General features: G+C 66.2%; 16 protein-coding genes. 6 read left to right on the top strand and 10 right to left on the bottom strand.

Translation table 11 applies throughout. From position 1 onward, the window contains the following. Window positions 1–58: 58 nt before the first annotated feature. From epmA to ligA, 3 genes are read right to left on the bottom strand one after another with little or no spacing between them, the layout of a single operon-like run. Window positions 59–1,015 (bottom strand): EF-P lysine aminoacylase EpmA, encoded by a 957-nt coding sequence (gene epmA / locus G4G00_RS20225; protein WP_164276081.1) that lies wholly within the window; start codon window positions 1,013–1,015, stop codon window positions 59–61. Then, window positions 1,012–1,497 carry a GNAT family N-acetyltransferase gene (locus G4G00_RS20220; RefSeq protein ID WP_108753524.1) on the bottom strand — a complete coding sequence of 162 codons (486 nt, stop codon included), beginning with the start codon at window positions 1,495–1,497 and terminating at the stop codon, window positions 1,012–1,014. Before G4G00_RS20220 ends, epmA begins: the two co-directional genes overlap by 4 nt. Window positions 1,498–1,549: 52 nt before the next feature. Continuing rightward, entirely contained in the window at window positions 1,550–4,021 is a 2,472-nt protein-coding gene (gene ligA, locus G4G00_RS20215; RefSeq protein ID WP_205515585.1) for an NAD-dependent DNA ligase LigA, read from the bottom strand. Window positions 4,022–4,246: 225 nt separating this feature from the next. On the opposite strand from ligA, the gene G4G00_RS20210 reads away from it, so the two are divergent. Both G4G00_RS20210 and G4G00_RS22155 read left to right on the top strand, forming a co-directional pair. Further along, window positions 4,247–5,356, top strand: a complete 1,110-nt coding sequence (locus G4G00_RS20210) for a pyridoxal phosphate-dependent aminotransferase (protein ID WP_108753526.1) — start codon at window positions 4,247–4,249, stop codon at window positions 5,354–5,356. Between the two features lie 335 nt (window positions 5,357–5,691). Next, window positions 5,692–5,958, top strand: coding sequence for a hypothetical protein (locus G4G00_RS22155; RefSeq protein WP_343161378.1), 267 nt, complete (start codon window positions 5,692–5,694; stop codon window positions 5,956–5,958). Between the two features lie 76 nt (window positions 5,959–6,034). On the opposite strand, the gene zipA is transcribed toward G4G00_RS22155, so the two are convergent. Then, window positions 6,035–6,772: a cell division protein ZipA gene (gene zipA / locus G4G00_RS20200; RefSeq protein WP_108753528.1), complete on the bottom strand. Its 738-nt coding sequence runs from the start codon at window positions 6,770–6,772 to the stop codon at window positions 6,035–6,037. Between the two features lie 46 nt (window positions 6,773–6,818). Further along, on the bottom strand, window positions 6,819–10,322 hold the full coding sequence (smc, locus tag G4G00_RS20195; RefSeq protein WP_164276075.1) for a chromosome segregation protein SMC: 3,504 nt from the start codon (window positions 10,320–10,322) through the stop codon (window positions 6,819–6,821). Window positions 10,323–10,634: 312 nt separating this feature from the next. Between smc and G4G00_RS20190 the strand changes: the two genes are divergently transcribed. Next, complete coding sequence (locus tag G4G00_RS20190; protein ID WP_159093999.1) at window positions 10,635–11,222, top strand: DUF1963 domain-containing protein; 588 nt, start codon at window positions 10,635–10,637, stop codon at window positions 11,220–11,222. A 221-nt stretch (window positions 11,223–11,443) separates the two neighbouring features. Next, entirely contained in the window at window positions 11,444–11,914 is a 471-nt protein-coding gene (locus tag G4G00_RS20185; RefSeq protein ID WP_325051502.1) for a DUF1963 domain-containing protein, read from the top strand. A gap of 108 nt (window positions 11,915–12,022) precedes the next feature. Here G4G00_RS20185 and rplI read toward each other — a convergent pair whose 3' ends face one another. From rplI to G4G00_RS20160, 5 genes are all read right to left on the bottom strand, one after another. Further along, window positions 12,023–12,475 (bottom strand): 50S ribosomal protein L9, encoded by a 453-nt coding sequence (gene rplI / locus G4G00_RS20180; protein WP_164276072.1) that lies wholly within the window; start codon window positions 12,473–12,475, stop codon window positions 12,023–12,025. 104 nt (window positions 12,476–12,579) lie between these two features. Further along, the gene (gene rpsR / locus G4G00_RS20175; RefSeq protein WP_002804494.1) at window positions 12,580–12,810 is read right to left on the bottom strand and encodes a 30S ribosomal protein S18; all 231 of its coding nucleotides are present in this window, start codon (window positions 12,808–12,810) and stop codon (window positions 12,580–12,582) included. Window positions 12,811–12,821: 11 nt separating this feature from the next. Continuing rightward, complete coding sequence (gene rpsF, locus G4G00_RS20170) at window positions 12,822–13,259, bottom strand: 30S ribosomal protein S6 (RefSeq protein WP_049445625.1); 438 nt, start codon at window positions 13,257–13,259, stop codon at window positions 12,822–12,824. A gap of 240 nt (window positions 13,260–13,499) precedes the next feature. Further along, window positions 13,500–14,042 carry a CbrC family protein gene (locus tag G4G00_RS20165; protein ID WP_164276069.1) on the bottom strand — a complete coding sequence of 181 codons (543 nt, stop codon included), beginning with the start codon at window positions 14,040–14,042 and terminating at the stop codon, window positions 13,500–13,502. Window positions 14,043–14,202: 160 nt separating this feature from the next. After that, window positions 14,203–14,541: an iron-sulfur cluster assembly accessory protein gene (locus G4G00_RS20160; protein ID WP_006452998.1), complete on the bottom strand. Its 339-nt coding sequence runs from the start codon at window positions 14,539–14,541 to the stop codon at window positions 14,203–14,205. A gap of 130 nt (window positions 14,542–14,671) precedes the next feature. Between G4G00_RS20160 and asnS the strand changes: the two genes are divergently transcribed. Both asnS and G4G00_RS20150 read left to right on the top strand, forming a co-directional pair. Then, a complete protein-coding gene (gene asnS, locus G4G00_RS20155; RefSeq protein WP_108750010.1) occupies window positions 14,672–16,066 on the top strand; it encodes an asparagine--tRNA ligase in 1,395 nt (464 codons plus the stop codon). A 30-nt stretch (window positions 16,067–16,096) separates the two neighbouring features. After that, complete coding sequence (locus tag G4G00_RS20150) at window positions 16,097–16,396, top strand: hypothetical protein (protein WP_005410232.1); 300 nt, start codon at window positions 16,097–16,099, stop codon at window positions 16,394–16,396. Window positions 16,397–16,401: the final 5 nt, after the last annotated feature.

Below are 16,401 nucleotides of genomic sequence, written 5' to 3'. Positions count from 1 at the left end.
TGTGCTCGATCCGTTCAGGCCGTGCAGCGGCGGCGCGAAGAACGCGCGCACGCCACACTCATGCATGGGCGAAGTCGAAGGCCAGCACATCGGCAATGCGCGGCGTGCCGTTCATCGCCATCAGCAGGCGGTCCACGCCTACCGCCACGCCTGCGCAGTCGGGCAGGCCCGGCAGTGCGTCCAGCAGCGCCTCATCCAGCGCCGGCTGCACCTGGCCACGCGCGTGGCGGCGCTGCAGATCGCTGTTGAAGCGCGCGCGCTGTTCATGGGCATCGTTCAGTTCGTGGTAGCCGTTGGCCAGCTCCACCGTGCCCAGGTACAGCTCGAAGCGTTCGGCCAGCGGCGGGCTGCCGGCGCGGATGCGGGCCAGCGCCGCCTGGCTGGCGGGCCAGTCATGGACCACCGTCATCACCGCGTCATCGAAGTGCGGTTGGATGCGATGGGTCATCAGCAGGTCCAGCCAGTCATCGCGGGTCAGCCCGACCGGGTCGATGTGCACCTCGCCCAGCGCCGCGCGCAGTGCTGCCTCGTCGGCAGCGAAGGGATCCACCCCGGCATGCTGCTGGAACAGCTCGCGATAGCTGAGCACGCGCAGGCTGGCGGTGCGTCCCACCAGGGCCAGCGCCTGGCGTACCAGCTCGGCGGTTTCGTGCATCAAACGGTGGTGGTCCCAGCCGACCCGATACCATTCCAGCATGGTGAATTCGGGGTTGTGGCGGCCGCCCGCTTCGCCGTTGCGGAACACCCGGCCCAGCTCGTAGCAGTCGCCCACGCCAGCCGCCAGCAGACGCTTGAGCGGATATTCGGGCGAGGTGCGCAGCCAGCGGCGGCGGCCACCGGCATCGACGTGACCACTGAAATCGGTATGGAAGCTGTCGATGTTCGGCTCGGTATTGCCGGCCACCGACAGGATCGGCGTTTCCACTTCCATCACATCGCGTTCGGCGAAGAAGCGGCGCAGCAGCGCATTCAACGCCGCTCGCTGCTGCAGCGTGCGCATCAGCTGCGGATTCACAGGATGCCCTCGGCGCGCGGATGGTCCAGCGGCAGGGTCAGCAGGCTGCGGGTGTCATCGATATAGCCGCTGGCCAGGTACAGGCGGCGTGCCAGCTCGTTGTGGTGGTTCACTTCCAGCCGCAGGCGGGTGACGCCGCGGCCGCGTGCACGCTGTTCGCAGATGGCCAGCGCCTGCTTGCCACGACCACGGCCACGTGCGCGATGGCTCAGGTAGAGCTCGTCCAGCAGCACGAAATGGCCGCCCTGCTCCAGGCTGAAACCCATCGCCAGCACGGCATGGCCGACCACCTCGCCGGCTTCGTCCAGCCACAGCAGCACCTCGCCATTGCGCGGGTCGGCCAGCAGCGCATCGACCCCACGGCGAACGCGGGCATCATCGAATTCGATCTTGTCTTCGGCGTAGAAATCGCGCATCAAGGCGATCAATGCCTCTTCATCGGCACGGGTGGCCAGGCGGAAATCCAGCGGGGCGATCTGCATCGGTAGTCCTCTCTTGCTTCAGGCCGGGCGCACGCGGCGCCCGGCGGGTTCATCAATCGTGTTCGGCCAGATAGGCCAGCAGGCGATCTTCGTCCCACACCGGCACACCCAGCGACTGCGCCTTGTCCAGCTTGGAACCGGCTTCGGTGCCTGCCACCAGGAAGCTGGTCTTCTTCGAGACGCTGCCCGACACCTTGGCGCCCAGCGCTTCCAGGCGTTCCTTGGCCACATCGCGGGTGAGCTGGGCCAGGGTGCCGGTCAGCACCACGGTCTGCCCGTCCAGCGGCCCGGCCACTACCTCGGCCAGGGCCGGTGCGTGGGCCAGGATGTGCTGCATGGCGCGCTCGGCGGCCAGCAGCATTGCGCCATGGCCGTCGCTGTCCAGCCACTGCGCCAGCCCGCGCGCGGTGTCATCGGGCAGGCCGGCGTTGACGAACTGGCCGTGCTCGGCGTCCAGCACCGCCTGCGCGGACGGCAACGCTGCCACCAGCTTCTCCGCGCGCAGGCGGGTGATGCCGGGAATCTCGGCCTCCACCAGCAGCTGGGCCAGATCCAGCCCTTCGCGCAGCTTGGCGCTGGGCGGATGGGCATCGGCAATGCGCACCTGCCCCACCTGCAGCAGATCGTCGATGGCCTGCTGGTTGCCGGGCTGCTCGAAGAAATGCCCCAGCGAGCGTGCGACTTCACCGCCGATATCCGGCACGCGCTTGAACAGCGGCCACGGCAGGTGGCGGATCAATTCCAGGTCACCGAACCACTGCGCCAGTGCCTTGGCCGTGCTTTCGCCCACGTGCTCGATACCCAACGCGAACAACAGGCGTTCCAGCGTGGCATCGCGGCTGGCATCGATGGCCGCGATCAGGTTGTCGGCCCACTTGGTGGCGATCTTCTTCGTGTTCCATTCGAAGCTGGCCGGCTGCACCAGCGCCTGCGCGCGCCAGCCCGCATCGGCGGCGTCCAGCTTCAGCACGGCGGTGAGCACCGCGCCACTGCCCTCGGCGGGCACGTGCAGCTTCAGTGCCGCGGCCAGGGCCGAGGGATCTTCGGCATCGAGCACCAGCTTCAGGTGCAGCAGCGTGTCGCGGCTGAGGCGATACAGATCCGCCACGCTTTTCACGATGCCGGCATCCACCAGCGTTTCAATGTACTTGTCCCCCAGGCCGTCGATATCCATGGCGCGGCGCGATGCGAAGTGCGCGATGGCCTCCTTGCGCTGCGCCGGGCAGGACAGTTCGCCCGAACAGCGCCATGCCGCTGCACCTTCTTCGCGCACGATCTCCGCACCGCACACCGGGCAGTGCGTGGGCATCTGCCAGGGCGCGGTTTTGGGCGGGCGACGGTCCAGGATGACGCTGACCACTTCGGGAATGACATCGCCGGCACGGCGCACGATCACGCTGTCGCCAACGCGCACGTCCAGCCGCGCGATCTGGTCGGCGTTGTGCAGGGTGGCGTTGGACACGATTACCCCGGCCACCGCCACCGGCGCCAGGCGCGCAACTGGCGTGGCCGCACCGGTACGGCCGATCTGGATCTCGATCGCCTCCACCGTGGTGCTCTGTTCCTGCGCCGGGAATTTGTGTGCGATGGCCCAGCGCGGTGCGCGCGAAACGAAGCCCATCGTCTGCTGGCCGGCGCGATCGTCCAGCTTGTAGACCACGCCGTCGATATCGAACGGCAGGCCGTCACGGCGCTCGCCGATCATGCGGTAGTAGCCCAGCAGCCCGTCGCTGCCTTCCACCACCTGGCACAACTCGCTGACCGGGAAACCCCAGGCCCCGAGCTGCGCCAGCGTGCCCGAATGGGTGTCCGGCAGCTCGCCGCCCTGCACTTGGCCGGTGCCGTAGGCAAAGAAGCTGAGCCGACGCTGGGCACTGATTTTCGCGTCGAGCTGGCGCAATGATCCCGCCGCTGCGTTGCGCGGGTTGGCCAGCACCTTGCCGCCGTGCAGGCGCGCACGTTCGTTGTAGGCCTCGAAATCGGCGCGGGCCATGTACACCTCGCCGCGCACTTCCAGCACATCGGGCCAACCACTGCCCTGCAGGCGCTTGGGAATATCGGCGATCTGCCGCAGGTTGGCGGTCACGTCCTCGCCGGTGCTGCCATCGCCGCGGGTCGCGCCCAGCACGAACTGGCCGTCTTCGTAGCGCAGGCTGATCGCCAGGCCGTCCATTTTCGGCTCGGCGGAAAAGCGCAGCGCGCCACGGCGCAGGCGCTCGTCGATACGGCGCACGAAGTCCGCCACTTCCTCATCGCTGAACGCATTGGACAGCGACAGCATCGGGACCGCGTGGGCGACTTCGGCGAAGCGGCCGGACGGGCGCGCGCCCACCTGCTGCGTCGGACTGTCGGCGCGGGCCAGCTCGGGATGCTCGCGCTCCAGTGCCTCCAGCGCGCGGACCAGGCGGTCGTAGTCGGCATCGGGAATTTCCGGCGCATCCAGCTCGTGATAGGCACGGTTGGCCTGGGCGATCTGCCGGCGGAGATCCTCGGCGCGTTCGGCGGGGCTGGGGCTCATCGGAATCCGGTGGTTCTGGGATGGCCGGGAATTCTACCGCGCCCGACCGTCAGGCCCCGTATTGCCGTATTTGTAGAGTCGAGCTTGCTCGACTGCTTTTCCAGCCCAGTCGAGCAAGCTCGACTCTACCGAAGCAAGGCAGTCGAGCAAGCTCGACTCTACCGGGCGGTGGGCTTGCCGCCCTGCCCCACCAGCGCTAGCGTGCGGCAACCGCCCCTTGGAATCCTGCCCGTGACCCTGCCCACATCGCGCCGCCATTTCCTGCACCTGGCCGGCGTCGGCCTGGCTGTTGCCGGCACGGGTCTGCCCCGCGCTGCTGCAGCGCAACCGGCGCCCGTGGCAGCTGTCCCAGTGCTGTTGAACTTCAATGAGTGCCCCTACGGCCCTGCGCCCGCCGCCCAACAGGCCGCTCGCGACAGCATCGCCGGCAGCGGCCGCTATCAGTTTGCGCTGGCCGGGCAGGTGCGCGATGTCTTCGCCACCCAGAACGCCGTGCCGGCCGACCATGTGCGCCTGTACCCGGGTTCCAGCGAACCCCTGAACCGCGCCGCCACGCTTTGGACCGGGCCGCAGTCTGCGCTGGTGGTGGCCGACCCCACCTTCGAGGCGCTGGGTGACCTGGCTGCTGCGCGCGGCGCGCAGGTAACAAAGGTGCCACTGCGCGAGGACGGCGCGCACGACCTGCGCGCGATGGTGGCAGCGGCGCACGCACGGCCCAGCGGCCTGATCTACGTCTGCAACCCGAACAACCCGACCGGATCGATCAGCGCGCCGGCCGAACTGGCCTGGCTGCTGGCCAACAAGCCGGCGTCCACCCGTGTGCTGGTGGACGAGGCCTACCTGCAGTACAGCGACCAGCCCAGCCTGATCGGCCAGGTCGCCCAGCGCGATGACCTGATCGTGCTGCGCACGTTTTCCAAGCTGTATGGCATGGCCGGCCTGCGCCTGGGCGTGGCCGCCGCCCATCCCGAGCGCCTGCGCGAACTGTCCAGCCTGGGCGAGAACCCCCTGCCCGTACCTGCCCTGGCCGCAGCGCTGGCCAGCCTGGGCGACGCGCAGCTGGTGCCGCAGCGGCGCCAGCAGAACGCGCAGGTACGCCAGGCCACGATCGCCTGGCTGGGCAAGCGCGGTTTCAGCTGCGTGCCGTCGGAAGCGAACTGCTTCGTGGTGGATGTGCAGCGCGACGGCAGTGCCTTTGCCAAGGACATGGCCGACAACGGCGTGGTGATCGGCCGCAGCTGGCCGATCTGGCCGCAGCGCGTGCGCATCACCGTGGGGACCGAAGCGGAGATGGCAGCATTCCGCCGCGCGTTTGCAAAGGTGGCCGGCGTACCGGCATGACGCCGAGGGCGACCCATCTGTAGAGTCGAGCCATGCTCGACTGCGCGTGACAGGGCCGGTTTGTAGAGTCGAGCCATGCTCGACTGGGGCCTTTCCTACAAACCTGACCGCATTCAAGCGATACCCAAGCTACCTTGCCCAGCCAATGCTGAGGCATGCCCAGTCCACTTCTCCTGAAAGGCCGTTGGTCGCAGGTGCGGAATGTCTATGCGATCACGACGGTCACCCATCAACGCCGTCGCTACTTTGACGATCCAGAACGCGCCGCCGTCATCGTTGCGGGACTGCAATGGATCCAGCAGGAGGGCCGATGCATCAATCTTGCCTGAGCGGTCATGCCCGACCACGTGCACTGGTTGATGCAACTGCGCTCAGGAACTCTTGCTGCGTCGGTGCAGATGATGAAGTCGCGCTGCAGCCGTCTGGTTGGGACCGACGGCCCTCTCTGGCAGCGTGGCTACTATGACCACGCAGTACGGTGCGACGAATCCTTGAAAAGCCAGGCGCTGTACATCGCCGCCAATCCCGTACGCGCGGGCCTTTCGGCGCAGCTTGGCGATCATCCGTTTGCGTGGTGCCGTTGGTTTGATCGGTCGCCGTAGTATTTTGAGTCGAGCATGGCTCGACTCTACAAAGTTGCGCCGATATGTAGAGTCGAGCCATGCTCGACTGGCGCTGTTACCAGCGCGGGGTCTTGGTCAGCGGCGGGGCCTGGTGCTGGCGGTCGTAGGCGCGCAGTTCGTCACGGATATGGGCGATGCGCTGGCGGCCCAGGGCGTTGCGGCTGTCATCCAGCACCACGCCATCGAGCAGTTCGGCCATGCGCTGCACGGTGGGCAGCATCTTTTCCCAGGCATCGAGCGCGGTCAGCGGCGCCGGCAGGGTCAGGAAGAAGGCGATGGCCGGGGTTTCCATGGCGCGGATGTTGGCCATGTCGAAGCTGCCCGGCTTCATGATGCTGGCCATGGAGAAGATCGGGCCGCGCTCGGGGTGGCCTTCCACCAGCCGGTGGAACACGTTCATGTGGCCGAATACCAGGCCGGTCTTTTCCGCCGCCACCACGATGTCTTCGCCGCGCAGCTGTTCGCCCGCGCGGGCGGCCACGAACAGCGAAACGATCTTGTCAAAATCCTGGGTGGCGCGCTTGCCAAGGTCGTTGGCCGCGCCGTCTGCATCGGCCAGGCCCAGCTCGGCCTGCTGGCCCTCTTCGCCCAGGCCGGGTTCGCTGCGGGTCTCGGCCAGCGGTACGCCGTCCTCGCCCAGTACCGGTTCGCGGCGCTCGCCCGCAGCCGGCTCGGGGCCGTCCACGCGGCGCCCCTGCGGCTTCTTCTTGGGGCGACCAAACAGGAAGATCGCAGCCACCAGCAGCAGGCCGGCGGCCAGGATGCCGATGCGCAACAGTGCCGTGTCGGACATTCGATGGGTTCTCCGGCTAGTTCATTCAGGTAACTAGAATGGCACGTCAGGCCGCGCCCGCCAATCGCGCGGCTTCTTCCAGGTCCACGCTGACCAGGCGGCTGACGCCCGGTTCGCGCATGGTCACGCCGGAAAGCTGGTGCGCCGCTTCCATCGTCGCCTTGTTATGGCTGACGAACAGGAACTGCACCTTCTCGCTCATTTCCTTGACCATGTTGGCCAGGCGACCGACGTTGGCCTCGTCCAGTGGCGCGTCCACTTCGTCCAGCAGGCAGAACGGCGCGGGGTTGAGCTGGAAGATGGCAAACACCAGGGCCACCGCGGTCATCGCCTTTTCGCCGCCGGACAGCAGCGAAATGCTGGACACGCGCTTGCCCGGTGGGCGCGCCATGATGGTCACGCCGGTGTCGAGCAGGTCTTCGCCGGTCAGTTCCAGGTAGGCATGGCCGCCACCGAACAGGCGCGGATACAGCGCCTGCACGCCGGCGTTGACCCGGTCGAAGGTGTCCTTGAAGCGCCCGCGGGTTTCGCGGTCGATCTTGCGGATCGCATCTTCCAGGGTTTCCAGCGCGGTGGTCAGGTCGGTGTGCTGCGCATCCAGGTAGTCCGAGCGCTGCGAGGCCTCGCCGTACTCATGGATGGCGGCCAGGTTCACCGGCTCCAGCCGGCGCATGCGCGCGTCGATCTGGTGCACGGCCTGCTCCCACTCGCCCAGGCGCGCATCGTCCGGCAGCGCCTCCAGCACCTCGGCCATCACGAAACCGGCCTTTTCCACGGCGGCCTGCAGGGTCTCGGCGCTCAGCACCAGCGCCTGCTGGTCCAGCCGGCGCTGCGAAATACGCTCACGCTGCGCCAACGCCTGCTCGTCACGCTGGTGGCGGGTCTGTTCATAGGTGCGCAGGTCGGCATCGATGCCGTCCAGCAGGGTGCGCGCCTCGGTCAGCACGCGATCGGCGCGTACGCGTTCTTCCAGCGCACGCTGGTGCTCGGCCTGCAGCGATTCCACCGGTGAATCGCCATCGTCCAGCTGCGAGTGCAGTTCGCCCAGGCGCGAATCCAGCTGGCCACGCTGGGTGCTCATGCGCTCCAGCGCCTGCCCCAGCGACGCCAGCTGCGCACGCTGCGATTCCAGGGTCAGTGCCAGCGCATGCGAACGCTCGCGCACCGCACGTGCAGCATCACGGGCCAGATCGCGCGCTTCGGTCAGCTGGCGGCGCTCGCCTTCCAGGCCCTGCCGGGTCGATTCCAGGTCGCCCATGCTGCTGACCGCGTTTTCCAGCCGCGAACGCGCTTCGCGCGCCTGTTCGTTGTTGGCGTCCAGCGTCTCCAGCAACTGCTTCAGCTCACCTTCGATGCGGTCAATGCGGGCACGCGCGGCCTCCACCTTGCCCTGCTGGCCCTGCAGCTGGCCGGCCAGTTCGGATACGCCGCGATGGGCCTGGTACAACGTGCGCTGCGCGTCCTCGCGCTGCTGCTCGGCGGCCAGCAACTGCTCGCGCAGGCCGGCCAAGCGCTCTTCCAGCTCGGCCTCGCGATCCTGCAGCTGTTCGATCTGTTCGCGCAGCTCATTGATCTCACGTTCGCGCAGCAAGGCGCCCTGCTGCGCGGCGCCGGAGCGCGACACGCGCAGCCAGCCCTGGCCCAGGCGCTCGCCGTGCTGGGTGATGATGGAATCGCCTTCGGGCAGACCGGCCTGCAGCGTCTTGGCCTCGGCCAGGTCGCGGGCACCATGCAGGTGCGCCAGCAGGCGACGGATCGCCACCGGGCCACGCACGCGCGCGGCCAGCGAGGTCGGCGCCACATCCAGCGCGGCGTCATCGCTGGCGACCAGCGCAATGCGGCCTTCGCCCAGCTCGCCGAGCGCATCGACCAGACCGGACGGGTCATCGACCAGCACGCCTTCGATCAGTTCGCCCAGCGCACTTTCAACGGCATTTTCCCAGCCGGCATCGACGTCCAGACGCTCGCCGACACGCGCCGCCGAATCCAGGCCGTGCGACTGCAACCAGGCCACCGCAGCACCCTGCTCCTGGCCCAGTGCGGCCTGCTGCAGGGTTTCCAGCGAGGCCAGGCGCCCGCGCAGGCCATTGACCTGCTTGTGCAGCTCGGCCAGTTCGTTCTGGCCCGCGCGCTGCTGTTCCTGCACGGCGGCCACGCCTTCCTTGCGGTGCTCGACCGCTTCGGTCAGCTCGTCCAGCGCGGTCTTCTGCGTGTCGTGCTGCAGGTGCAGCTGTTCGAACGCCTCTTCCAGCGCCTGGACATCCAGGCCGGCACGCTCGGCCACCAGCGCCTCGCGGCGGCGGTCGGCATCCAGGATCTGCTTGTCCAGGTAGTCCACGCGGGTGCGCTCGACATCGCCGGCGCGCGAGGCCTCCGAGCTCTGCGAGGTGTGGTGTTCCCAGCGCTGCTGCCAGCTGGCCAGGCGGTCCTCGGCCTCGCGCAGGCTTTCCTGCTTGATCTCGTTCTCTTCCTGCAGCGCTTCCAGCTGCGGGGTCGCGTCTTCGACGGCCTCGCGCAGCACGCCCAGGCGCGCCTCGTCGCCGCTGATGTGCTGGCCCAGCTCGGCCAGCGCCTGCTGGGTTTCGTCGCGCGCCTTGTGCAGACGCTGCGACAGCTCGCGCTGGTGCTGGATCTGCTGTTCCACCCGGGCGAGCGTGCTGCCCACCTGGTAGACCGCCGCCTGTGCGGTGTTCAGAGCGTCGGCCGCCTCTTCGCGGCGCACGCGCGAGGTTTCGATATGGGCTTCGGCTTCACGCTGCTCGGCAATCAGTTGCTGCAGGCGGGTCTCTTCCTGCAACAAGCCTTCGCGCAGCTTGGAAAGACGGCCATCCAGGCCGCGGAATTCCAGCGCCTTCCACTGCCCGTCCTTCACCCGGCGCTCTTCCTGCAGCGCCTGGTACTGCTCGGCCTGCTTGGCCTGGCGCTTCAGGTGTTCGAGCTGCTTGCCGATCTCATCGCGCAGGTCGCCCAGCCGGTCCAGGTTCTCGCGGGTATGGCGGATGCGGGTTTCGGTTTCCTTGCGGCGTTCCTTGTACTTGGAAATGCCGGCGGCCTCTTCCAGGTACACGCGCAGGTCTTCCGGGCGCGCCTCGATGATCTGGCTGATCATGCCCTGCTCGATGATCGAGTAGCTGCGCGGGCCCAGGCCGGTACCGAGGAACAGATCGGTGATGTCGCGGCGACGGCACTTGGTGCCGTTCAGATAATAGTTGCTGGTGCCGTCGCGGCTGACGGTGCGCTTGACCGAGATTTCGTTGAACGAGGCGTACTCGCCGGAAATCGTGTGGTCCGAATTATCGAAGATCAGCTCGACGGTGGCCTGCGAGACCGGCTTGCGGGCATTGGAACCGGAGAAGATCACGTCGGTCAGCGAGTCGCCGCGCAGGCGGCTGGCCGAACTTTCGCCCATGACCCAGCGCACGGCGTCGATGATGTTCGACTTGCCGCAGCCGTTGGGCCCCACTACGCCGGTCATATTGGTCGGCAGGTGCAGGGTGGTCGGATCGACGAACGACTTGAAGCCGGACAGCTTGATCGTGGAAAGACGCATGGCGTGATTGGGTTCCGGGCAAGGGCCTTACGGCCGCCACCATAGTGGATGTCAGGTCAGCCAGCACCTCAAGCCCTTGATTTCAAAAGAATTCAACAAGGCCAAGGGTGACGCAATGGAATGAGTATAGCGGGGCGAATGTTCCACGGGCGGGATGACGGGCGCGGAGAGCCCGTGGAGTGGACCCCGATGTCGCTTTACGCCCGGCGCGCGGGACTACCCAGGCAACGAGCAAAGTGCAAGTTATTGATATTTATTGGTTACTGAACCGAGTCGCAGCCCTGCACAACAGAAGCTGTGCAGGATGGACGGATGTACCGACCGCTTTCATTTACCCCCACCTACGACGCGGCGACTGTTCCCGTGCTCGGAGGAACCGCTTGGCTGGATGCCCGCGCCCCTTGGCCAACCAGCATCCATAGACACCCGTTGCTTCACCTGGCTAGCTTTCCGACCACATTCATTCGAAACCACGTCCCCGGACTCGACCTAGCGCCCGGGCTGATCATTTCGGTCTTCACGCCATACCTCACCTCGGGCGAGCAGAGATTCGAAGAAGCCATGAACCACGGCGGCCGTGTAATTGCTCACTGGCCCGGGCGTGAACCGACGCCTTCTCCCTGCGCTCCGATTGGACCACTCCACATTTGCGCCGGGACGGCGGTGGCTGAGGGCGAAGCACCTCACGGAGGTTCGAAGATTGGTGGGCGGCCTTACTGGCTGCAGGATGACGAATCGGAGGGCCAAGTGTTCGCCCTTCAATTCGACGAATTCGATCTTGATAAGGCAGCTCCGACGCATCGAGGAATCCTGGTCGGGGGGATGGGCTATCTGTTGCTTGATCGCAACATTCCCTCACCTTCGAAAAACTGCGGTCGATTCGTCATCCAGACGACTTGAGGGACGGGCCAAGTCAGTTGCCCGACATCGGCCGGCCATGACTTATCAGACCGGACAAGAACAGGTCATCGCTGGCTCGGCCCTCAACGCCATCGGACTCATCCATGTACAGAGAACTTGTATTCGAAAATTATGGCCAAGCTCCGGGCTGCGCTTTCTTGGGAGGCGCCCCATACCTGTCTCCCGATACTCCTTGGCCTTGCGACGCCAAGGGAAAGCCAATGCTTCATCTTGCGAGCCTGCCTGCGCCGTTCGTTCAAGCGCACGCTCCGAAGATCGCTATCAAAGCGAATCTCTGCGTTTCGATTTTCACACCCTATGACGTTCGTGATGATGCCTATATCGAGACCGCTATACAGGCTGGCGGACGTGTCATCGCCTATGTACCTCACGCGCTCGGTGCACGCAGCGCAGCACTCCCATTTGACCCGTGTCTGATCAACACTGGCGCAGCTTCCATCCCAGATGACGCCCAAAATGGAATCGCCAAAATCGGCGGAATTCCTACCTGGCTCCAGGATGATTGCAGTGAAGGACGGGAATTCATCCTCCAGATCAACAGTTCCCGCTTGAACCGGGCAGCGCCAACGCATCGAGGAATTCTTGTCGGCGGAATGGGATACCTGCTGCTTGAACGCAACATTCCCGCACCTTCAATGGACTGCGGTCGATTCGTCATCCAGACCACCTGAACAACCAGTCGAGCATGGCTCGACTCTACATACCCGACTATCGCCCGAAACAAAACGGGCACCCTTGCGGGCGCCCGTTCTGGTGATACCCGGCCTTTTGGCCCGGAATCAGGCCTTTTCGGCTTCGACCACAACCTTGACGGTGGTTTCCACGTCGGCGTGCAGGTGCACCAGGACGTCGTATTCACCGATGTTGCGGAAGGCGCCTTCGCCCAGGATGACTTCGCTCTTGCTCAGCTCCAGGCCGGCAGCGGTGAAGGCATCGGCGATTTCGCGGGCGCCGACCGAGCCGTACAGCTTGCCTTCGGTCGAAGCGTTGGCGGCGATGGTCACGCTCGCGCCTTCCAGCTTGGCCTTGCGGGCTTCAGCTTCGGCGTGGATGGACTGTGCCTTGGCTTCGTATTCGGCGCGCTTGGCTTCGAACTCGGCCTTGTTGCTCTCGGTGGCCGGCACGGCCTTGCCCTGCGGCACGAGGAAGTTACGGCCGTAGCCCGGCTTGACGGTGACCAGGTCACCCAGGTTGCCGAGGTTGGTGACCTTCTGCAGGAGGATCAGCTGCATGGTAGTGCTCCAGATAAGTTATTCGTTAGCGAGGCAGCGCCCCGCAACTGTGGCTGTCCGAATAGCTGGCACAGCGGGGCGGCACGGGGCCGCCCCGCCGGGCATCAGACGTCGTGGTTGTCGGTGTACGGGATCAGGGCCAGGAAGCGAGCGCGCTTGACGGCGGTCGCCAGCTGACGCTGGTACTTCGACTTGGTACCGGTGACGCGGCTCGGCACGATCTTGCCGTTCTCGGTCAGGTACTGGCGCAGGGTGTTGAGATCCTTGTAGTCGATCTCCTTCACACCTTCAGCCGTGAACTTGCAGAACTTGCGGCGACGGAAGAACTTGGACATGGGAAGGCTCCTTAGGCGGCGGAAGCGGCGTCGTCGCCGGCTTCGTTGTCAGCGGTGGTGGTGGACTCGCCTTCTTCGTCGTCACGACGACGGCGCTCACCGCGCTCCGGCTTGTCACCCTTCTCGTCCTTGCTCTTCATGATCAGCGACTGCTCGGTGTCAGCCTCGTCACGCTTGATGACCAGGTTGCGCAGCACGGCGTCGTTGAAGCGGAAGCTTTCGGTCAGCTCGTTCAGCACGGCCTGGTCGGCTTCGATGTTCAGCAGCACGTAGTGCGCCTTCACCAGGTTCTGGATCGGGTACGCCAGCTGGCGGCGGCCCCAGTCTTCCAGACGGTGGATGGTGCCGTTGCCGTTCTCGACCAGCGACTTGTAGCGCTCGATCATGGCCGGGACCTGCTCGCTCTGGTCCGGGTGGACCATGAACACGATTTCGTAATGACGACTCATGTTTTTTCTACCTTTCGGATGTGGCCTTGCGGCCGGACAGCCCCCCGCCGTGGATACCGCGGTGGGGCAAGGGTTCCCGCCCAGAGGGCAGGAAGCCGCGCATTATGGCGCAGATGGGGGTGGCGGGCAACCCGGCCCGTCGTGCCGTCGTGCCGTCGTGCCGACCAAGGTCGGCACCCGCCGGGCCTGGATCTCGTGCCGACCAAGGTCGGCACCTACCAAGCCTGAACGGTGACGGTGTCAGCCCAGATCGACGTGAAGGCGGTGCTGGCCGCACTGCAGGCACTGGAACAGGCAACCGACCATCTCGCCATCACGGGTCAGGCACTCCAATACCCCGTCGGCGTAGCGCGGATTGACCGCCGCCACGTCCGGCCGGACCTGGTCCAGGATCGGCAGCAGGTCTTCGCCGCTGGCGAATCCGAGGAACGCACACGGCCGTTCACAATGGCTCAGCCACACCGACTGCTGCCAGGACGGGTAGCCCGGGGTGCGCTCGCAGATCTCCAGCAGCATCTCACGCGGGATGGTCGGCAGCGGGTCGGCCGGGTCCGGCGACACCCCCTCGATATCGGTCCAGCCGGTGAATTCGCCCTCGAAACGTGCCGACGCACTGCCATCGGCAATGCACCACGGGCACAGGTAGTCGGGCTTCCGGGTGGTGTAGAACGGCCCGCGATAGCGCAGCGCGCGCGACTGGCCGCAGCCGTCACAGACCCCATCGACCGTTTCGAAGGCGGTCGCGTAGGCGTTGGGGTGGTAGGTGAAAACCGGGCGTTCCATCCGTGGGTCCTTTCGTGCCGACCAAGGTCGGCACCTACCAGGCGGGTTGCGGTGGGCACCTGCCAGGCGGGTTGGCCGGGCCTTTCGCCGGCGGGGTTGCGGCGGGCCATAGCGGGCGGGGTAGCGCCGGGCCATGCCCGGCGGGCGCCGGGACCGCGCGTCAGGCCTTGTCGGCGTCGGTGGTGAAGCTTTCACCGCACCCGCACTCGGCGGTGGCGTTCGGGTTGCTGAACGTGAACGTTTCGCTCAGGCCGTGCTTGCCGAAGTCGATCACGGTGCCGTCCACCAGGGCCAGGCTCTTGGCATCGACGTAGATCTTCACCCCGTCTTGGTCGAACACGGTGTCACCCTCGCGCTCGTCTCGGGCCAGGTCGGTCACATGGCCCCAGCCGGAGCAACCGGTCTTGGTCACGCCGAAGCGCAGGCCCAGGGCGCCGGGGGTCTGGGCTACGAAGCGCTGCACGCGCTCGAAGGCGATGGGGGTCAGGCTGACGGCCATGAGGCTCACTCCAGGGGTACGGGGACATTATAAGGAGCCCAGCGGCGCGAAAAATGCCTCGCAAGCAGAACGCTGCAACCGGTAAACTCCCGTGTTCACAGATCGAGTCGATCAGCAGAGGATTCAAGTCATGACGGTGGTCAGCGTTGAACATGCGCTTGCCGGGAAGATCCCGGAAGGCGGCGAAGTCACGGTACGCGGTTGGGTGCGCACGGTGCGCGGTTCAGCGAATCTGGCTTTCGTGAATGTGAGCGACGGCTCCTGCTTCGCCCCGATCCAGGTCGTGGCCAACGACACCTTGGGCAACTTCGACGAGATCAAGCGCCTGACCAGCGGCTGCTCGGTCATCGCCACCGGCACCCTGGTGAAGTCGCAGGGCAAGGGCCAGTCGTTCGAGATCCAGGCCAGTGCGCTGGAAGTGGTCGGCTGGGTCGAAGACCCGCTGACCTACCCGATCCAGCCCAAGCCGATGTCGCCGGAGTTCCTGCGTGAAGTGGCGCACCTGCGCCCGCGCACCAACCTGTTCGGCGCGGTCACCCGCATCCGCAACTGCCTCGCCCAGGCCGTGCACCGTTTCTTCCACGAGAACGGCTTCAACTGGATCAGCACCCCGATCATCACCACCTCCGACGCCGAAGGCGCCGGCCAGATGTTCCGCGTGTCCACCCTGGACATGGTGAACCTGCCGCGCGACGAGAAGGGCGCGATCGACTTCAGCCGCGACTTCTTCGGCAAGGAAACCTTCCTGACCGTGTCCGGCCAGCTGAACGTCGAGGCCTACTGCCTGGCGCTGAGCAAGGTGTACACCTTCGGCCCGACCTTCCGCGCCGAAAACAGCCACACCACCCGCCACCTGGCCGAGTTCTGGATGATCGAGCCGGAAATCGCCTTCGCCGACCTCGCCGAAGACGCGCGCCTGGCCGAAGAGTTCCTGAAGTACCTGTTCCGCGCCGTGCTGAACGAGCGCGGTGACGACCTGGCCTTCATCGCCGAGCGCGTGGACAAGAACGCGATCACCAAGCTGGAAGACTTCATCAACGCGCCGTTCGAGCGCATCGACTACACCGATGCGGTCAGCCTGCTGCAGAAGTCCGGCAAGAAGTTCGACTTCCCGGTCGAATGGGGCCTGGACCTGCAGACCGAGCACGAGCGCTGGCTGACCGAAGAACACGTCGGCCGCCCGGTGGTGGTGACCAACTACCCCGAGCACATCAAGGCCTTCTACATGCGCCTGAACGACGACGGCAAGACCGTGGCCGCGATGGACGTGCTGGCCCCGGGCATCGGCGAGATCATCGGCGGCAGCCAGCGCGAAGAGCGCCTGGACGTGCTGGACGCGCGCATGGCGCAGTTCGGCCTGGATCGCGAGCATTACAGCTGGTACCGCGATTTCCGCCGCTACGGCTCGGTGCCGCACGCCGGCTTCGGCCTGGGCTTCGAGCGCCTGGTGGTCTACGTCTGCGGCCTGTCCAACATCCGCGATGCCATTCCCTACCCGCGCGCCCCGGGCAGCGCGGACTTCTAAGCCCCACACGAGCACGGAGGTACTGCCCCCATGACCCTGTTCTTCGCCCTCTGTTTCGTCGGCGTTGCAGTGGCCGGGTTCAGTGCCTTCGTGATCTTCTGGCCGCTGACCCTGGTACACGTGCGCGACCGCCATCCGGCGCTCGCCGCGCGCTTTGGCAGTGGCGCCTTCCTCAAGCCCGACGCCCTGGCTTGGTTGCTGCGCCGCGACTATCGCCAGCAGCCGGACCGCTCGCTGTCCGGGCTGGCGACGCCGGCCTGGGTATCGCTGCTGACCCTGCTGGCCGGACTGGGCATGGCTGCCCTGCTCTGGCTGGCCTCGCTCTGGTAATACGC

Origin of the sequence: Stenotrophomonas sp. B1-1 (assembly GCF_010894375.1) — a bacterium.
Lineage (GTDB): Bacteria > Pseudomonadota > Gammaproteobacteria > Xanthomonadales > Xanthomonadaceae > Stenotrophomonas.
Note: the sequence above shows the minus strand (reverse complement) of the source record. Positions and strands in the feature narration are given on the sequence as shown.

Excerpts from the sequence above, each read along its gene's own strand:
- G4G00_RS20220 (WP_108753524.1), bottom strand. The coding sequence starts at position 1,497 with ATGCAGATCGCCCCGCTGGATTTCCGCCTGGCCACCCGTGCCGATGAA.
- G4G00_RS22155 (WP_343161378.1), top strand. The coding sequence starts at position 5,692 with ATGCCCGACCACGTGCACTGGTTGATGCAACTGCGCTCAGGAACTCTT.
- zipA (WP_108753528.1), bottom strand. The coding sequence starts at position 6,772 with ATGTCCGACACGGCACTGTTGCGCATCGGCATCCTGGCCGCCGGCCTG.
- smc (WP_164276075.1), bottom strand. The coding sequence starts at position 10,322 with ATGCGTCTTTCCACGATCAAGCTGTCCGGCTTCAAGTCGTTCGTCGAT.
- G4G00_RS20190 (WP_159093999.1), top strand. The coding sequence starts at position 10,635 with ATGTACCGACCGCTTTCATTTACCCCCACCTACGACGCGGCGACTGTT.
- G4G00_RS20185 (WP_325051502.1), top strand. The coding sequence starts at position 11,444 with ATGCTTCATCTTGCGAGCCTGCCTGCGCCGTTCGTTCAAGCGCACGCT.
- rplI (WP_164276072.1), bottom strand. The coding sequence starts at position 12,475 with ATGCAGCTGATCCTCCTGCAGAAGGTCACCAACCTCGGCAACCTGGGT.
- rpsR (WP_002804494.1), bottom strand. The coding sequence starts at position 12,810 with ATGTCCAAGTTCTTCCGTCGCCGCAAGTTCTGCAAGTTCACGGCTGAA.
- rpsF (WP_049445625.1), bottom strand. The coding sequence starts at position 13,259 with ATGAGTCGTCATTACGAAATCGTGTTCATGGTCCACCCGGACCAGAGC.
- G4G00_RS20165 (WP_164276069.1), bottom strand. The coding sequence starts at position 14,042 with ATGGAACGCCCGGTTTTCACCTACCACCCCAACGCCTACGCGACCGCC.
- G4G00_RS20160 (WP_006452998.1), bottom strand. The coding sequence starts at position 14,541 with ATGGCCGTCAGCCTGACCCCCATCGCCTTCGAGCGCGTGCAGCGCTTC.
- asnS (WP_108750010.1), top strand. The coding sequence starts at position 14,672 with ATGACGGTGGTCAGCGTTGAACATGCGCTTGCCGGGAAGATCCCGGAA.
- G4G00_RS20150 (WP_005410232.1), top strand. The coding sequence starts at position 16,097 with ATGACCCTGTTCTTCGCCCTCTGTTTCGTCGGCGTTGCAGTGGCCGGG.